The sequence below is a fragment of the Streptomyces sp. Alt3 genome (assembly GCF_030719215.1).
Taxonomy (GTDB): domain Bacteria; phylum Actinomycetota; class Actinomycetes; order Streptomycetales; family Streptomycetaceae; genus Streptomyces; species Streptomyces glycanivorans.
Genome location: NZ_CP120983.1, coordinates 7,519,080 through 7,535,262, shown reverse-complemented (window position 1 = coordinate 7,535,262; position 16,183 = coordinate 7,519,080). Strand labels below are relative to the sequence as shown.

The following is a 16,183-nucleotide window of genomic DNA, read 5'->3' as shown; positions in this document are numbered from 1 at the left end:
TGCTGGGGGCCATGAACACCCCGCGCCTCCCGGCACCGCCCGTACTCTTCGACCTCGACGGCACCCTCGTCGACAGCGAGCCGAACTACTTCGAGGCGGGACGCCGGCTCCTCGCCCGGTACGGCGTACGGGACTTCGGCTGGGAGGACCACACCCGGTTCATCGGGATCGGCACCCGGGAGACCCTCACCGTCCTCCGGGAGGAGTACCGCATCGAAGCGCCGGTCGACGAGCTGCTGGCCGGTAAGAACGCCCTCTATCTGGAGCTCGCCGGGGCCTCCACCAACGCCTTCCCGGAGATGCGCGCCCTGGTCGCCCGGTTGCACGCGGACGGGGTGCCGATCGCGGTGGCGTCGGGGTCGTCCAGGGCCGCCATCGCGGCCACACTCGCGGTCACGGGACTGGACGCGTACCTGCCCCTCTACGTGTCCGCGGAGGAGGTGGCGCACGGGAAGCCCGAGCCCGACGTCTTCCTGGAGGCGGCCCGCCGGCTCGGTGTTGCTCCGGAGACGTGCGTGGTGCTGGAGGACGCCGTCCCGGGCGTGCTGGCGGCTCACGCCGCGGGAATGCGCTGTGTCGCGGTTCCGGAACCAGAAGCGGCGGCGGCCCCCGAGGTGTTCGGGAAGGCGGAGCTGCTGTTCCCGGGCGGACAGGCGGAATTCACCGCCGCCGCAGTGCTCGACTGGCTCTCCGCCGGGTGAGAACAGGCCGGTCGGGCACACCGGTTGGCCGGATCAGGTGCTCCTCCCCCCGGCCGGGCGAACGCCGCTCCGGGGGACAGATATCCTGATCATGCCGCGCACCCTGACGCTGCCCACCGAGGCGATGAGCCCGACGGGGTCACCGCCGCGGCAGTCGGAGACGGCCACAATTCGAGATTGGTGTGCACAGGTGCTGGTTGCTGGGCGGTACCGGCTGATATCCCCCATCGGCCGTGGCGGTATGGGTGAGGTTTGGCGCGCCACGGACGAGGTCCTGGGGCGGGCCGTGGCGGTGAAGCTGCTGCTGGGCGACCAGGCCGATGCCTCGTCGACCGCGCGCTTCCGCCTGGAGGCGCAGACGGCCGCGCGTCTGAGCCACCCTCACCTGGTGGCCGTGTTCGACTTCGGTTCCTGGGAGGACCGCTTCTATCTGGTGATGGAGCTGGTCGAGGGCCGGAGCCTCGGGGACCTCCTGGAGGCCCAGGAGTCGGTGCATCCCGAGCAGGTCGCGCACATCGCGGGCCAGGCCGCCGCCGGTCTGGCCGCGGCGCACCGGCAGGGCATCGTCCACCGCGACATCAAGCCCGGCAACCTGATGCTGGACGCCGACGGATCGGTGAAGATCGGGGACTTCGGCATCGCCCAGTTCGTCGACGATCCCTCGACCGCGCTGACGACGGCCGGCCACATCGTCGGCACGAGCCTGTACCTGGCTCCCGAGCGGGCCCTCGGCCGCACGGCCGACTCCGCGTCGGACATGTACTCCCTCGGCTGTGTCATCTACCAACTGCTGGCCGGGCAGCCGCCGTTCCGCTCGGACACGGCCACCGCGACGCTCTACCAGCACGTGGACACGCCTCCGGTGCCCGTCAGACAGCGCGGGGTGGACATCTCCCCCGCCTTCGACTCGTATCTGCTCGGCCTGCTGGCCAAGAAGCCGGAGGACCGGCCGAGCGCGCAGCAGGTCTCCGACTGGTTCCGTACGGACGCCTGGCGCGGGCGGCCAGAGCCGCTTCCGCATCACGCGCCGGCCGCCCCACGGCCCGCCGTACCGGCCGCATCACCGGCCCCGGCTCCCGGTGCTCCGGCAGGCGGGGGCTCGTCGACCTACCGGCTGCCGCAGGCCACCGGCCGCAGACGGGCGGCTCCCGCGCCCCGTGCGTCCAGATCCGCGCCCCGGACGGGGACCACGCGCCGGATCAGCACGGGTGAGGCCATCCGGCGCCGTCCGCGCGTGGCCAGCGCCGTGGCCGGAACGGTCGCCTTCCTGGCGGCCGTCTATCTGGGAACGATCCTCTTCGCGCCGGACACCGGGGTCGCCGACACCCCGGATCCGGGCTCCAGCCCGACGGCCGGGGTCGAGTCGCCCGCGGCCGACCCGGCGGTGGCTCCCGCCGAGGACGGCGACGGCGAGGACGACTGACCCCCGGGTTCACCAGCGGGGGTGGACCTCCGCGCGGATCCTGCGGTCGTACAGGTCACGCACCGCGTCGAGGGTGCTCTGCGGAAGAGGCGGGAGCGCGGCGGCCGACGCGTTGGCGCGGGCCTGCTCCACCGAACGCGCACCGGGGATGACAGCGGTGACGCCCGGCTGCTGGATGATCCAGCGCAGCGCGGTCCCGGCCGGGGTGGCTCCTTCGGGGGCGAGCCCGGCGAACTCGGCGGCGGCGGCCACGCCGGTCGCGTAGTCGATACCGGAGAACGTCTCACCCTGGTCGAACGCCTCGCCGTGGCGGTTGTACGCACGGTGGTCCTCGGGAGCGAAGACCGTGTCAGCGGTGTACCTGCCTGAGAGCAGCCCAGAGGCGAGCGGGACCCGCGCGATGATGCCGACCCCCGCATCGACGGCGGCCGGGAGGACCTCTTCGAGGGGCTTGAGGCGGAACGGGTTGAGGATGATCTGGACGCTCGCCACACCGGGCCTGGCGATGGCCGTGAGCGCCTCGGCGCAGGTCTCGACGCTCACCGCGTAGGCGGCGACGCGCTGTTCCGCGACGAGCGTGTCGAGGGCGTCGTACACCGCGTCCGACGAGTAGACGGCCGTGGGCGGGCAGTGCAGCTGTACGAGGTCGAGGGTGTCGACGCCCAGGTTGGCGCGCGAACGGTCGTTCCAGGTACGGAAGTTGTCCAGGACGTAGTTGTCCGGCAGCTGCTCGGCACGACGGCCCATCTTCGTCGCCACGAAGACGTCCGCGTCGGGCCTGTCCCTCAGATAGCGGCCGATGATCTGTTCGCTGCGGCCGTCGCCGTACACGTCGGCGGTGTCGAAGAAGGTGACCCCCGACTCGACGGCGGCGTCGAGGACGCCGAAGGCGTCGGCCTCCCTCACCTCGCCCCAGTCCCCGCCCAGCTGCCAGGTGCCCTGTCCTACGACCGATACGTCACGGCCGGTCCTGCCGAGTGTGCGCTGCTCCATGCGGATCATGCTACGTCGGCGGGCCGGACCGGTGGCGGTGTCCGCCACCGGTCCGCTCCGCACTCAGTCGCTCGTGGTCACGCGGACGTAGTCCACGACGAGTTGCTGCGGGAGAACGGTGCTGCCGTCCGGGTCGCCCGGCCAGTAGCCTCCGACGGCGAGGTTGAGGATGAGGAAGAACGGCTTGTCGAACACCCACGCGTTGCCGTTGAGGTCCGCGGGGGTCCGCGTCTGGTAGACCGTCCCGTCGACGGACCAGGTGATGGAGTCGGGGGCCCAGTCCACGGCGAAGGTGTGGAAGTCGTCGGCGAAAGCGGCCCCGCCGGGGAGGGTGTAGCCGGCGCCGATACCGCCCGAGCCGGAGTAGCCGGGGCCGTGCAGGGTGCCGTGGACGGTGCCCGGTTCGAAGCCGACGTTCTCCATGATGTCGATCTCACCGCTGTTGGGCCAGCCGACGCTGCCGATGTCGGCTCCGAGCATCCAGAAGGCGGGCCAGATGCCCTGCCCGCGCGGGATCTTCATCCTGCTCTCGACGTGCCCGTACGTCGCGGTGAACTTGCCCGAGGTGTTGAGACGGGACGAGGTGTACTCGCAGGTCCCGTACCAGCACTGGTAGTTGCCGGGGTTCTCCTTGCGCGCGGTGATGACGAGGTTGCCCTGGCCGTCGAGGGCGGCGTTGTCGTCGCCCGCCGTGTAGTACTGCCGTTCGTGGTTGTTGACGTTGTCGCCGGTCTCGGTCAGCCACTTGCCGCCGTCGACGGCGGACCCCGCGGGCCCGTCGAACTCGTCGGCGAAGGCCACGGCCTGCGCCGTCCGGGAGGCCGTGGAGGATGCAGCCGTGTGGGGGTCGGGTGCGGCCGAGGCTCCGGCGGGAAGTGCGGTCATGGCCAGGGAGCAGCAGAGCAGCGCGAGAGCGGTGTACAGAGACGCGCGGCGCCTGTGTGAAGGACGGCGCGCGTCATGGTGGGGGGAAGCCACGGTCATCACATCATTTCGGGGTGGGGGGATGGGGGGCGGCAGTTCCAGGGGAACGGGGGACGGCAGTTCCGTGGGGGTCCGCCGGCTCCCCACGAGCTGACGGTCATGCGCATGACAGATCCGACCGAGAGGTGAACGCTCGACGCGTTCTCCTCACGCGTATCTTTCAACACTTGATTTAAGGCAGCGGTCCGAGGCCCCGTCAAGGATCTGGTCCAGACCGGGCCCGTACGGATGGAAGTCCTCACATCAGGGAACGAACAAACCGTGCGTATCCCTGCCGAAGCATCCCTTCCCGTCACCTTCGTGCTGTCCCTGGCGCTGGCGGGCGCCATGACGGCTTCCCCCTCCGCTGCCGCTCCGGCGCCTCCCACCTGCCGGGAGAGTGGCCTGAGGATCACCGCCGCACCCTCGGACCGGCCCGGGACACTGCGCATCGGTGTCACCAACCGGAGCGGGCGGGCCTGCGTGATCGACCGCGTCCCCACCGTCGTCTTCGGCGATCTGGACGGTCTCGCCCTGCCGGTACCCGACGGCGGGAGCGGGCCGTACCGGGTGGCGGCCGGGAGCTCCGCCCACGCCGCGGTCCGCACCCTGGACCCGGCGGCCACGGAACTGCGGGTGGTGGACCGGCTGACGGTCGCGGCGGACCCCGCGCACCGCGGGCGGGCCTTCGGCGCAGCCGTTATGGGGTCCGCGGACGGGATCCGCGTCTGGGAACCGGTGACCACGTGGTGGCACGGCTCGCGCGCGGCGGCCGACGCGGCGCTCTACCGGTACACCCGCTGAGCTGCTCCCTGCCCGGGCCGCACGGCCGTCGTGCGGCCCGGCGACGGCGGCGGCACAGTGGAGGCAGGGACTGTGCGGGGCTGCCCCGGACTCGGCCCGGCAGGCGCGCACCGTCCGACCGCACCGGCGGAAGGACCAGTCGTGGACAGCGAGAGCAGACGGCGTTTCGTGGTGCAGATCCACGACGCCCGGCGCATGCATTTCGACTTCCGTCTCGAGGTGGACGGTGTCCTGAAGTCCTGGGCGGTACCGCGTGGCCCGTCGGACAATCCCAGCGACAAACGGCTGGCCGTGCCGACGGACGACCATCCTCTGGAGTACCGCGAGTTCGAGGGAGTCATCCCGCAGGACGAGCAGGGCAGCGGCACCGTGATCGTGTGGGACCAGGGCATCTACCGCCCGACCAGCCACGACCTCGCGGGCGCCCCCGTCCCGTTCGCCGAGTCCCTGGAGAAGGGGCACGCCACGTTCTGGCTCGACGGGGCCAAGCTGCACGGCGAATTCGCGCTCACCCGCTTCCACATCGACGACCAGGACGGGACACGGGGTCCGGAGGCCTGGCTGCTGATCAAGGCGAACGACCGCCTGGCCGTGCACGACCGCCCGGGAACACCCGATCCGCACCACGCCCGCTCGGCCCGCACCGGCCGCACGCTGCACCAGGTCGCCGTGGCGGAGCGGGAGGGCGCGGGCTGAGTACTCACGGCGTGGAAAGCCCGTCGCCGGTAGCGGCGAGCCGGTCGAGGAGGCCGGTGTAGCGGGAGCGCTTGTCGGGGCGGGCCCGGGCGGCGGCGTGCCTCAGTGCGGGAACCGCCGGTCCACCCATCAGCAGCAGCCCCTCCGCCGCCTCCCTGCGGACCGTCGGGTGGGTGTGGCCGAGCAGGGCGACCAGCGAGGGAACGGCGGGTTCCCAGGCGGCACGGCTGAGCGTTCTGATCGCCATGCGGCTGATGTCGGGCTGCGGGTCGTCCAGCAGGACAGCGGTGTGGAGCAGATGGACCGGGCGGGCCAGCATGGTGCGCGAGATCCGGTGCGCGTGCAGTCTCACCCCGGGCCTGGGATGCGTGAGCAGTTCACCGACGACCTCCCTGAGAGCGGGGTCGCTGTCCGGGCCCCGCCCGCCGTGCTCCTCCACGAGACGCGCGAGGGCCCTGCGGATCTGCTCCGGGCCTCCCGCACGCGCGAGGCGGAGCAGTTCCGCCCGCCCGGGACGGCGGACCGCACCGGCGGGAGCAGGCGTCCGGGGAGCCGGGGCCGGCCCTTCGTCCAGGAGGAGTCCGTCGGCGAGGTCGTCGCGCCCCTCCGCCCTCAGCCGCTCCCGGACGCACCTCATGTCCGGAGAGCCGAGCAGCCTGAGGCCGGTCACCAGATCCAGGTAGCCCCACCCGCCCGCCTCGATCCGGGGACGGAGGTGATCGGCCAGCACATCGGGCGGCGCCGTACGCAGTGCCCGGGCGGCTTCGGTCCGCAGGCCCTCAGGTCCGCTCTCCCACCATCCGAGCAGCAGCGGGATCAGGGGCACGACGTCCCAGGGACCGAGTCGCCGTGCCAGGCCGGCCGACCCTGTCGGGGATGACCTCCCCGCCGGTCAGCTCCGCCGGATCGACCGTGGCCAGCGCCCGGGCCGAGCCCGGTCCTGACGTCAGGGGAATGCGGCCCCGCAGATACGCGTCGAGGACCGCACGGGCATGCTGCGGCTCCGGCCAGTCCAGGAGCCGGCGGGCGGCGTCGGCCCTCCGGCCGGCGTCGGGCCCGTCGAGCATGCTCAGCAGCCGGGCGCGCTGCGCGGCGGAGCGTGGCTGGTCGAGGTCAGCGTCGCGTACGGCTTCCGAAGGCGCAGCCGCCGTCTCGGCGAGCGTCCACGGCGGCACGTCGAGGGGCTGGAGGTCCGTCATCCAGTCGAGCAGGAGGGCCCTCACGCCGTCCTCGCCGACATCAGGGCAGACCGCCACGAGAGCCGCGAGACGCTGGCGCGAATCGGGCGGGCGCGGGTGGACGGCGCGCCTGAACTCCTGCAGCCCGGCTCGCGTGCGGAGGAGGGCGCGCAGCGAGGACCTCCATGCCTCGGCGTCGTCCGAGGGCGCGACCGGCGCGCCGAACGCCTCACGCAGTACGGCCGTCTCGGCGTTCCGGGCGTCGGCTTCGAGGCGGGCGGCGGCCAGGGCCCGGTCCAGATCGGCTCTGACCGGTACGGCTCCACAGGCACGGAGCAGCAGCAGCGCCCGCACATGGAGCGGCGGCGACAGGGCGCGTACGGCGTCGGCGACCGCCATGCGTTCCGTGCCGGGCAGCCCGGGCGCCACGGCCTCGATCAGGGGGAGCAGTCGCGGCCGGTACGCCGTGTCACGCGAGAGCCCCTCCACCAGGACCTGTACGGAACCCCTGAAGTGCGCCAGTTCGTCGGCCGTCCACGGTGCGGGGCACATCCGCAGGACCAGGCGGAGGACCCTGGCCCGGTCCGTCTGCGGCACGGACCGGGCCAGACTCAGCCAGTGCGCCAGCATCGGCCGGAGCTCCCACGGACTGGATACCGGCAGGTCGTCCGGGCTCCGCGCCAGGCGCAGGGCGACTGCGGTGTTCCAGCCCTCGCCGATCAGTTCGGCGGCATGGGACTCCGCGTCGGACGGGTGGCGCGGCATCGTGATCCCGTGTCCGGCCGACAGCTCCGCGAGATCGGCGACGGCCCCGCTTCCGAGAAGGATCCGGCGGTCGGCCATTTCGGCGAGGAGACCGGGCACGACCGGGGAGTCCTGTTCGGCCAGGGCGAGGACCGTGCGGGAGGCGAGGGTGCCGGAGAGGCCCCGCAGCAGCAGCGTGCGCTCCCCGGGGTCCTGACAACGTTCGGCTGCGGCGAGCAGCGTCGCCGTGCAGGCGTCACCCAGCACCGCCCGGAGTGCGGCGACCAGCCCGGCGTGGAGTCCCGGGTTGTGGGCCCGGCCGAGCGCGCGCAGGAGGCAGGGCACGGCGGCGGGTGTCCCGGCGCGCACCAGGGCCGAGGCGGCGGTCTTCCTGATGTTCATGGTGGGGTGGCGGAGCAGGGCGGTGATCGCCGGGCAGGCCCAGCGGGCCTCTGCGTGCCCGAGGGCCAGCACTGCCTGCCGTACGGTCTGGATGTCGTCGGCCCGGGTCAGCGCGATGAGCGTCGCCGACAGTGCCTGGGCGTCCTCGCCCGCCGCACCCTCGGCGAGAAGCGCGATCACGTGTTTGCGTACGTGCGGGTCGCGGTGGCGCAGCAGCCGGTGCACGCGGGGGCGGGCGTGGGCGGACGGTGCGCGCCGGAGGACCTCGAGGAGGATCGACTGCTGACGGGCCGGAAGACCGGGCCGGTCCAGCAGGTCGAGTACCGTACCCGCCAGCAGCGCGTCCCCCGCCTCCTGGGCGTCGCGGGCTCCGAGCAGGCAGACGGGTCTGATCCTGCGCCGCCCGTACAGCCGGCCGCCCAGGGCGCGTACGGCGTCCACGATCTCCTGGGGAACGACGGGTTCCTCGGCCCGGGCCGCTTCCGGGTCCGTCTCCACCGTGTCCCAGGACGCCGCGAGTTCACCGACGACCCGGAGCAGCAGTCCGGTGACCGCGGGCAGGGTCGCTGTGCTGTCGTGGGCCGCGAGCGCGCACAGCGCGGCGACCGGGTCGCCGGGTTCAGGGCCCGCGGTGAGCAGGGCGAGTTCCCGCTCGTCCGGTGCTCCGAGGTCGGCGGCGACGGCCGGGGGCAGCGCGGTGGGGCCGACACGGGCGAGGAGGTGACGCCGGAGCTCCGGGTCGGTCTGGAGCTGCCACAGGAGTTCCAGCGCCCGGTGGCGGACGGGCCGCAGGAAGGGAGCGATGCCCCGGCCGTCGGTGTCCGGGCCGAGCGCTTCGGTCAGCACCGCGACCGTACGGGGTCCGCCGATCGCCTCGAGCGTGTCGAGGGCGGCCGCCGGGGCTTCGGGCAGGATCGCGAGCACGGTCTCCTCGGCTTCCTCGTACCGGAGTTCACGGATCGCGTCGAGGAACGGCGCGGGCAGACGCGCGGAGGGGAGCAGTCGGGTGACGGCCGCCCCGACGGGCAGGTCTTCTGTTCCCTGCCCGGCGAGTGCGACGAGCAGGGCGAGCCGTCGAGGCCAGTCCGGGGCGTCCGCGGGGGTTTCGAGGAGCAGCCGCAGCGTCGAGCGGCGGCAGGTGTAGAGGATGGTGGCGACCGTACGGGGCTCGATCGAGTGATCGGTAAGCGCCAGGCCGACGAGGGCCGGCACCTGTGCCGCCCCGGGGAAGTGCCCGCGCCGGTGGAGTCCCCGCAGACAGCTGATCGCGGGCCCGCCGAGCAGCAGCGGGTCCTTGGCGGCGACGTCCAGGAGCGCGCCGATGTCATCGCGTTCCGCCAGGTCACCGAGGAGTTCCATGGCCAGGCGTCGTACGGCCGGAGGCACGTCGGGGTCCGCCGCCGTCCGCGGCAGCAGTTCGCCGTGTCCGTGCCGGGCCGCCGCGACAAGAGCGGGAGCAGTCGGCTGCCCCGCGTGGGCGGAGTCGAGGAACGGTGCGAAACAGGCCGCGGGCAGCGGGTCCGCGGCCGCCCAGGGTTCGGCGAGCTCTGCCAGGACGGCGGCCGTGACCACCGGATGAGCCGGGTTCGCACCGAGGAGACCGGCCAGGGCGTCCTTGGCGGTACCGGGAGCGAGCAGCCCTGCGTGCAGGCCCTGCCGCATCAGACGGACCGCCTCGATCAGGAGCACGGGTACGCCGGTATCGGCGAGTCCGGCCACCAGCCGGTCCGGGCGGTGGGCGTCCAGGGCGTCGATTCCGCGCACGGCCTGGAACAGGGGCTCTCCGGGCTGCTCGTCCCGAAGCACCGAGGGGTCGGTGAGGAGTTCGGCACGCAGCCAGGCGACCCGCACCTTTTCCTCCAGCGGGGCCGCACGCCAGGCGGGCAGCCGCCGGCCCGGCAGGTGGATGCCGAGTCGTCCGTGGATCCCTGCCAGCAGGAGCGACTCGTCCGGCGACCGAGGCACGTCCCGTGGCAGCAGCCGCGCCAGGTCGGCCGCGTCACCGTCCGCCGGCGGGAGCCGGTCCAGGCGCTCGGACAGCAGGGTGAGCCCCAGATACCTCGTACGGGCGTCCTCGTGTCCGATGAGCGGCCCGAGCTCGGAGACCGGGGGGTGGTCCGCGGCCTTGCCGTGCACCGGACCGCCCGTGTGTCCCTGCGGTGTCCGCACATCGGCGGGGGTCGTGGTCACCGTCGGATGGTAGGCGTCGATGGAACGGCTCGGCCAGCGGGTTCGGTTGCCGCCGACGGTCCGTCCGGGCATCGCCCTCGACACGGGACGCCCGTCGACCGTGCGGCGAGGAGGGCGGGCTCCAGGTCCGCCGCTCCTCGCCGGGCGGGATCCTCGGCCGCCGCTCCTCGCCGGGCGGGATCCCGGTCCGCCGCTCCGGACCTGGACCGCCCGCGGGGCCCGGGCCCTCGGCCGTGCGTCAGGGCGGGCCCGGGAGCCCCGCTCTCAGGATTCCTTGACGGAGGCCAGGTGGGCGAAGACCACCACGTTGTCCTCGTAGTCCTTCTTCTTCTTGTCGTAGACGCCGCCGCAGGTGATCAGGCGCAGCTGGGCGGTGCCCTTGTCGGCGTACACCCGGTCGTCCGGGAAGTCCGCCTTGCTGAACGTCTCGACCGAGTCGACCTCGAAGGTGGCGACGACGCCGTCCTCACGGGTGATGTCCACCATGTTGCCCTTCTTGAGGGTGCTGAGCAGCAGGAAGACGGCGGGGCCGGTCTTGGTGTCGACGTGCCCCGCCACCACCGAGGTACCGCGCTCGCCGGGCGTGGCACCGTTCTTGAACCAGCCCGCCAGGTTCGCGTCGTTCGCCGGCGGCGCGTTCAGCTGGCCGGAGGGGCCGATCGTCAGCGGTGTGAAGGGGGCGTCGACCGCGATCGACTTGATCGAGATCCGCTTCGGGTAGGACGGGGGCAATTCGAGCGGAGGCGTGGAGACGGAGGCCGACGGGGTGGGCGCGGCAGGAGCGGAGGCCGCGGGGAGGGACACCACGGAGGGGGCCGGCGGGACTCCGGCCGACGCGTCGAAGGAGTTGTAGACGAGGAGGAAGCCCAGGCCCACCGCCACGACGGGCCACAGCAGGGAACGGCCGATGGCCGGGGAGGCGGAGTCTGGTTCGGACGGCTGCGGGGCGGCCATGCTCATGCTGCCTTTCGTGTGCGGGGGCTGGAGCTGCGCGGGAGGCGAGAGCTGTCCAGGTGCTGGGGGCTGGAGCCGTGCGGGGCGAGCGCCGTACGGGAAAACCGGCGCGGCCACCGCCCAGGGAAGGACGGCGGCCACGACACGATTCATTCAGCGGTGCGCGACGCCGTTCAGGCGGCCGCGGCACCCGAGGCGTTGCGACGGCGCAGCTTGTACGCGGCGGCACCGAGCCCACCGAGCATCAGGACCGAACCGGCGGCCAGGCCGCTGCCGGAGAGCGCCATCGCGCCACCGCCGGTGTGGACGCCGCCCTCGGGCTTCTCGTGCTTCCAGGTCTTCTCACCGTCCGTGCCGCTGCCGGAGCCGGACTCCTTGTCCTTGTCCTTGTCCTTCTGCCAGTCGTCGGCCGTCACGCCGGCGAGCGCACCGCCACCGGTGTGGACGCCGCCCTCGGGCTTCTCGTGCTTCCACGAGTCCGGCTTCTCACGGTCGTCGTTGCTGCCGGAACCGGACTCCTTGTCCTCGTCCTTGTCCTTGTCCTTCTGCCAGTCGTCGGCCGACACGCCGGCGAGCGCACCGCCACCGGTGTGGACGCCGCCCTCGGGCTTCTCGTGCTTCCACGAGTCCGGCTTCTCACGGTCGTCGTTGCTGCCGGAACCGGACTCCTTGTCCTCGTCCTTGTCCTTCTGCCAGTCGTCGGCCGACACGCCGGCGAGCGCACCGCCACCGGTGTGGACGCCGCCCTCGGGCTTCTCGTGCTTCCACGAGTCCGGCTTCTCACGGTCGTCGTTGCTGCTGGCGGAGGAGCCGCTGTCCTTGTCCCAGTCGTCCGCCGAGGTCACGGCGTATGCGGCGGGAACGGAGACCGCGAGGACCGCCGTGACGGCGGCCGATGCGAACAGGGTGCGGGCAGAGCGCATGGGTACACAATCCTTTCGCCACGCCCGCGCTGGCCGGCTGGTTGTCGGCTCATCGGATCACGGGTGCGACGTGATCCACCGTCAGCTGAAATCCGGAGCCGCACCACTCGGGAGACCAGCATTCGAGCGACGGCGTGGGCCCATCGTGTGACAGGGAGCCGGTTGTCACCCGTTGGACGGCACGCCACGCCGGGAGGAGGTTTGGACGAAGATGATCATCGGTGTAGGGGGTCTCCGCGGTGCTCGTAGGATCACCGCATGAACGACATCGCCCCCGAAGGCTGCTGCTCCCCGGGCCGCCGGCAGTCTGACGCCCCGTCCGCGAACGCCGTGACCAACCCGGCGGACGCGCTGGTACGCGTGCGCCGGGCGGATCAGGCGCGAGGGCCGGCGCCGTCCCCGCGGACTTCGGGCGGGGCTGTCGAGGACGGCATGGTGCTACTGCCGGGCGGGGCGTTCCTCATGGGCACCGAGGACCCCGAGGGGTTCCTGGCCGACGGCGAGGGCCCGGTCCGCGAGGTACGCGTCTCCGCGTTCCGCATCGACACCCACGCGGTGAGCAACCGGCGCTTCGCCGAGTTCGTCGCGGCCACCGGTCATGTGACCGAGGCCGAGCGCTTCGGCTGGTCGTACGTCTTCGCCGGCTTCCTGCCGGCCGCGCTCCGGCGTGGCGCGGGCCGCCCGGAGGGCACCCCGTGGTGGTGCGGGGTGGAGGGCGCCCGTTGGGACACACCCGAAGGGCCCGGCAGCGGGATCGAGGACCGCGGGGACCATCCGGTGGTGCACGTGTCCTGGAACGACGCGCGTGCGTACAGCCGTTGGGCCGGGTCCCGGCTGCCGACCGAGGCCGAATGGGAGTACGCGGCCCGGGGCGGCCTGGAGCAGGCGCGCTACCCGTGGGGCGACGAGCTGACCCCGGGAGGTGAGCACCGCTGCAACATCTGGCAGGGGCAGTTCCCCACGAAGAACACCGCCGAGGACGGTTACGCGGGCACCGCTCCGGCCGACGCCTACCAGCCGAACGGCTTCGGCCTGTACAACATGGCGGGAAACGTCTGGGAGTGGTGCCAGGACTGGTGGAGCACCACGCACCCGGCCGGGCGCCGGAGCGACCCGCGCGGTCCTGGCGCGGGGGACGCCAAGGTGATGCGGGGCGGCTCCTACCTGTGCCACCGCTCGTACTGCAACCGCTACCGGGTGGCCGCCCGGACGCGCAACACGCCCGACAGCACCACGGGGAACCTCGGCTTCCGCTGCGTCCGCTCGGCTTGAACCCGTCGTCATTGCGGCAACATGAATATTTTTCCGGGTCATTGACTTAAAAATCGCGCGGTCATCATGCTGGGCGCCATGCACTCACACGGTGGACCTCTCTCGCGGCTGAGGCGCGGGCACGAGGAACGCGTACTCGACCTGCTGCGCCGGCACGGGCCACAGAGCCGGGCCGAACTCGGGCGCCAGGCCGGGCTTTCGCGTACCACGCTGTACGACATAGTCGGGACCCTGGTCGCGAGCGGTGCCGTCGTGGCGGCAGCCGCGGCACCCGGGCCCCGCAGGCGCGGCCGTCCGGTGGAGCACCTGACGCTCAACCCCGCCGCCGGCCAGGCCGTCGGCATCGATTTCGCCCGACGGGCCGTTCATGTGGCCGCCGCGAACGTGGCTCACGAGGTGATCGGTTCGGCGAGCCGGGCCCATCCGCCGGGGCTCTCCTGGGAGCGGCGGGTGGAGCTGGCCGAGCGGCTGGTCGCCTCGCTGGCCGGGGGCACCCTGCGACTGTCCTCCCTCGGCACCACCGGCGCGGTCGGCGTCGGCGTCGTCGGGCCGGTGCGGACGGCCAAAGGCGAACCCGAGGAACCTCTGGCGACCCTGGCCGGGCTGCTGGGCAAGCGCTTCGGGGCCCCGGTCCTGCTCGACAACAACACCCGGCTCGCCGCCCTCGCGGAGTCCACCTGGGGCGCGGCGGCGGGCAGCCAGGACGTGCTCTACCTGCGGCTCTCGCACGGAGTGGGCGGCGGCCTCGTGGTGAACGGTTCGCTCCACAGGGGGGTCGACGGCCTGGCCGGCGAGCTCGGGCACATCACCGCCGACCCCGAGGGCGGTCCCTGCGAGTGCGGGGGCAGGGGGTGCCTGGAGACGATCGCGTCGATCGGGCCCGTCCTCGCCTCCTACCGCGCGCTGGGCGGCCGGGCGGACGACGTCCCGACGCTGCTGAGGGCGGTCGGGCGGACGACGTCCCGACGCTGCTGAGGGCGGTCGGGAACGGCAACCCGGCGGCGCACGAGGTGCTACGGGTCGCGGGGGCCAGGACCGGAGCGGTGCTCGCGGGGGTCGTCAACGCGGTCGGCCCGGGCGTGATCGTGCTGGGCGGTGAACTGGCCCGGGCGAAGGACGCGCTGCTCGACCCCGTGCGGGAGGCGCTCGACGCGCACGTCCTGCCGCTGGCCCGGGGGCGCGTGACCCTGTTGCCCGCCGGGCTCGGCGAGGCGGGCGGCGCGCTCGGCGGGGTCGCCCTCGCCCTCCATGAATCCCCTCTGCTCGCCCGCTACCCGGAACCGGGCAGCGAAGACCTTCCCGAGGACGCCGCATGAGTTCCACGGAGACACCCCTGAAGCGGTCCGAACCCGTACGGGACAGTGCGGAGGACACCCGTGCGCCCCGGCGGAGGGGCGTCCGTGTCCCCCCGTTCGCGCTGAACCTGATCGCCCTGGCGGCAGGCGTCGGCGTGTGGGCGTGGCTGGCCTCACTGGAGGTGCAGGCACTTCCGGGACCGGTGGCGGTGGCGGGCAGGGCGGGCGAGCTGATCGCGGACGGCACGCTGGCCGACGACGCGCTGGCCAGCCTGCGGCGTGTGCTGACCGGCTTCGCGCTGGGCACCCTGCTGGCCGTCCCCGTGGGCTTCCTGATGGGCTGGTACCCGGTCGCACGCGGGCTGCTGGAGCCGTACGTCCAGTTCTTCCGCACGGTGCCGCCGCTCGCGATGATTCCGCTGGCCATCGTGCTGCTGGGCATCGGCGAGGTGCCCAAGGTGTTCGTGATCTTCCTGGCGGCGTTCCTGTCGAGCGTCGTGGCGGCCTTCCAGGGCGTCGTGGGTGTCAACAGGACCCTCATCGACGCCGCGCGTGTTCTGGGCGCCCGGGACGGGACGATCTTCCTCAAGGTGGTGGTACCCGCCTCCGCTCCGTTCATCCTCGTCGGGATGCGGATCGGGCTGGGATCCGCCTGGGGGACCCTCGTCGCCGCGGAGCTGATCGCCGCCCAGGAGGGCCTCGGCTTCCGGATGCAGTCGGCCCAGCTCTACTACGACCTCCCCACCATCTTCGTCGGCCTCATCACCATCGGTCTGCTCGGCCTGCTGATGGACCGGCTGCTGCTGCTCGCCGAACGCCGCCTCACCCGTTGGCAGGAGACCCGTTGAACGCCAAGATCTCCTTCCGGAACGTCTCACAGACCTTTCCGCTGAAGAAGTCCACCTTCACCGCCCTGGACGAGGTGTCCCTCGACATCGGCGACGAGGAGTTCGTCACCGTCGTCGGACCGTCGGGGTGCGGCAAGAGCACCCTGCTCAACCTGGCCGCCGGACTCGCCACCCCGACCTCGGGCGAGGTCCTCGTCGACGGGCGGACCGTCACCGGCCCGGGACCCGACCGGGGGGTGATCTTCCAGCAGTACGCGCTGTTCCCCTGGCTGACCGTGCGCGGCAACGTCGAGTTCGGACTGAAGCTGGCGTCCGTGCCCGCCGCGGAACGGAGACTGCGGGCGGAGCGCGCCATCGGCCTGGTGGGCCTCACCGACTTCGCCGACGCGCTGCCCAAGACCCTGTCGGGCGGGATGAAGCAGCGCTGCGCGATCGCCCGCGCCTACGCCGTCGACCCGCAGGTACTCCTGATGGACGAGCCCTTCGGCGCACTGGACGCGCTGACCCGGGTCCAGCTGCAGGACCAGCTCCTGGAGACCTGGAGCCGGGACCGGCGCACCGTCCTGTTCATCACGCACGACGTCGACGAGGCCGTGTACCTCGCCCGCCGTGTCGTGGTGATGGCGGCGCGGCCGGGCCGGATCCATTCGGTCGTCGACGTGGACCTGCCCTACCCCCGCACCGAGGACATCCGTCTCTCGCCCGAATTCGCACGGATCCGCAATGCCGTGTGGACCTCCGTGTACCACCAGACCCCGGCCGCCCCGGCCGCCTGAGCCCACCGTCACCCGCTCCCC

The 16,183-nt window shown here is 72.7% G+C and carries 15 protein-coding genes; 9 read left to right on the top strand and 6 right to left on the bottom strand.

The genetic code is table 11. The features are described from left to right. Positions 1-11 precede the first annotated feature (11 nt). Both P8A20_RS33335 and P8A20_RS33330 read left to right on the top strand, forming a co-directional pair. Positions 12-701 (top strand): HAD family hydrolase, encoded by a 690-nt coding sequence (locus P8A20_RS33335; RefSeq protein WP_306104845.1) that lies wholly within the window; start codon positions 12-14, stop codon positions 699-701. Between the two features lie 241 nt (positions 702-942). Beyond that, positions 943-2,124 carry a serine/threonine-protein kinase gene (locus P8A20_RS33330; protein WP_371934424.1) on the top strand — a complete coding sequence of 394 codons (1,182 nt, stop codon included), beginning with the start codon at positions 943-945 and terminating at the stop codon, positions 2,122-2,124. Between the two features lie 9 nt (positions 2,125-2,133). Here the strand turns inward: P8A20_RS33330 and P8A20_RS33325 are convergent, their stop codons facing one another. Together P8A20_RS33325 and P8A20_RS33320 are read right to left on the bottom strand one after the other, a co-directional pair. Further along, the gene (locus tag P8A20_RS33325) at positions 2,134-3,126 is read right to left on the bottom strand and encodes an aldo/keto reductase (RefSeq protein ID WP_306105227.1); all 993 of its coding nucleotides are present in this window, start codon (positions 3,124-3,126) and stop codon (positions 2,134-2,136) included. 54 nt (positions 3,127-3,180) lie between these two features. Then, on the bottom strand, positions 3,181-4,101 hold the full coding sequence (locus tag P8A20_RS33320; protein WP_306104843.1) for a glycoside hydrolase family 16 protein: 921 nt from the start codon (positions 4,099-4,101) through the stop codon (positions 3,181-3,183). A 261-nt stretch (positions 4,102-4,362) separates the two neighbouring features. Between P8A20_RS33320 and P8A20_RS33315 the strand changes: the two genes are divergently transcribed. Beyond that, positions 4,363-4,884: a DUF4232 domain-containing protein gene (locus P8A20_RS33315; protein ID WP_261988524.1), complete on the top strand. Its 522-nt coding sequence runs from the start codon at positions 4,363-4,365 to the stop codon at positions 4,882-4,884. A 141-nt stretch (positions 4,885-5,025) separates the two neighbouring features. Then, on the top strand, positions 5,026-5,580 hold the full coding sequence (locus P8A20_RS33310) for a DNA polymerase ligase N-terminal domain-containing protein (RefSeq protein WP_261988523.1): 555 nt from the start codon (positions 5,026-5,028) through the stop codon (positions 5,578-5,580). A 4-nt stretch (positions 5,581-5,584) separates the two neighbouring features. On the opposite strand, the gene P8A20_RS33305 is transcribed toward P8A20_RS33310, so the two are convergent. From P8A20_RS33305 to P8A20_RS33290, 4 genes are all read right to left on the bottom strand, one after another. Next, positions 5,585-6,406 (bottom strand): HEAT repeat domain-containing protein, encoded by an 822-nt coding sequence (locus tag P8A20_RS33305; RefSeq protein WP_306104841.1) that lies wholly within the window; start codon positions 6,404-6,406, stop codon positions 5,585-5,587. Beyond that, positions 6,360-10,094, bottom strand: a complete 3,735-nt coding sequence (locus P8A20_RS33300) for a HEAT repeat domain-containing protein (RefSeq protein WP_306104840.1) — start codon at positions 10,092-10,094, stop codon at positions 6,360-6,362. The genes P8A20_RS33305 and P8A20_RS33300 overlap by 47 nt, the downstream gene beginning before the upstream one ends. 264 nt (positions 10,095-10,358) lie before the next feature. Further along, the gene (locus P8A20_RS33295) at positions 10,359-11,048 is read right to left on the bottom strand and encodes a class F sortase (RefSeq protein WP_306105226.1); all 690 of its coding nucleotides are present in this window, start codon (positions 11,046-11,048) and stop codon (positions 10,359-10,361) included. A 173-nt stretch (positions 11,049-11,221) separates the two neighbouring features. Next, positions 11,222-11,971: a hypothetical protein gene (locus tag P8A20_RS33290; protein WP_306104839.1), complete on the bottom strand. Its 750-nt coding sequence runs from the start codon at positions 11,969-11,971 to the stop codon at positions 11,222-11,224. Between the two features lie 258 nt (positions 11,972-12,229). Here P8A20_RS33290 and P8A20_RS33285 point away from each other — a divergent pair, with 258 nt between their 5' ends. The 5 genes from P8A20_RS33285 to P8A20_RS33265 all read left to right on the top strand — a co-directional run bounded on the left by P8A20_RS33285 (position 12,230) and on the right by P8A20_RS33265 (position 16,162). Further along, positions 12,230-13,243: a formylglycine-generating enzyme family protein gene (locus P8A20_RS33285; RefSeq protein WP_147960554.1), complete on the top strand. Its 1,014-nt coding sequence runs from the start codon at positions 12,230-12,232 to the stop codon at positions 13,241-13,243. 78 nt (positions 13,244-13,321) lie between these two features. Then, on the top strand, positions 13,322-14,218 hold the full coding sequence (locus tag P8A20_RS33280; RefSeq protein ID WP_306104838.1) for an ROK family protein: 897 nt from the start codon (positions 13,322-13,324) through the stop codon (positions 14,216-14,218). Positions 14,219-14,253: 35 nt separating this feature from the next. After that, entirely contained in the window at positions 14,254-14,559 is a 306-nt protein-coding gene (locus P8A20_RS33275) for an ROK family protein (RefSeq protein ID WP_306104837.1), read from the top strand. After that, entirely contained in the window at positions 14,556-15,386 is an 831-nt protein-coding gene (locus tag P8A20_RS33270) for an ABC transporter permease (RefSeq protein ID WP_306104836.1), read from the top strand. Before P8A20_RS33275 ends, P8A20_RS33270 begins: the two co-directional genes overlap by 4 nt. Beyond that, positions 15,383-16,162 (top strand): ABC transporter ATP-binding protein, encoded by a 780-nt coding sequence (locus tag P8A20_RS33265; protein ID WP_306104835.1) that lies wholly within the window; start codon positions 15,383-15,385, stop codon positions 16,160-16,162. Before P8A20_RS33270 ends, P8A20_RS33265 begins: the two co-directional genes overlap by 4 nt. Positions 16,163-16,183 lie beyond the last annotated feature (21 nt).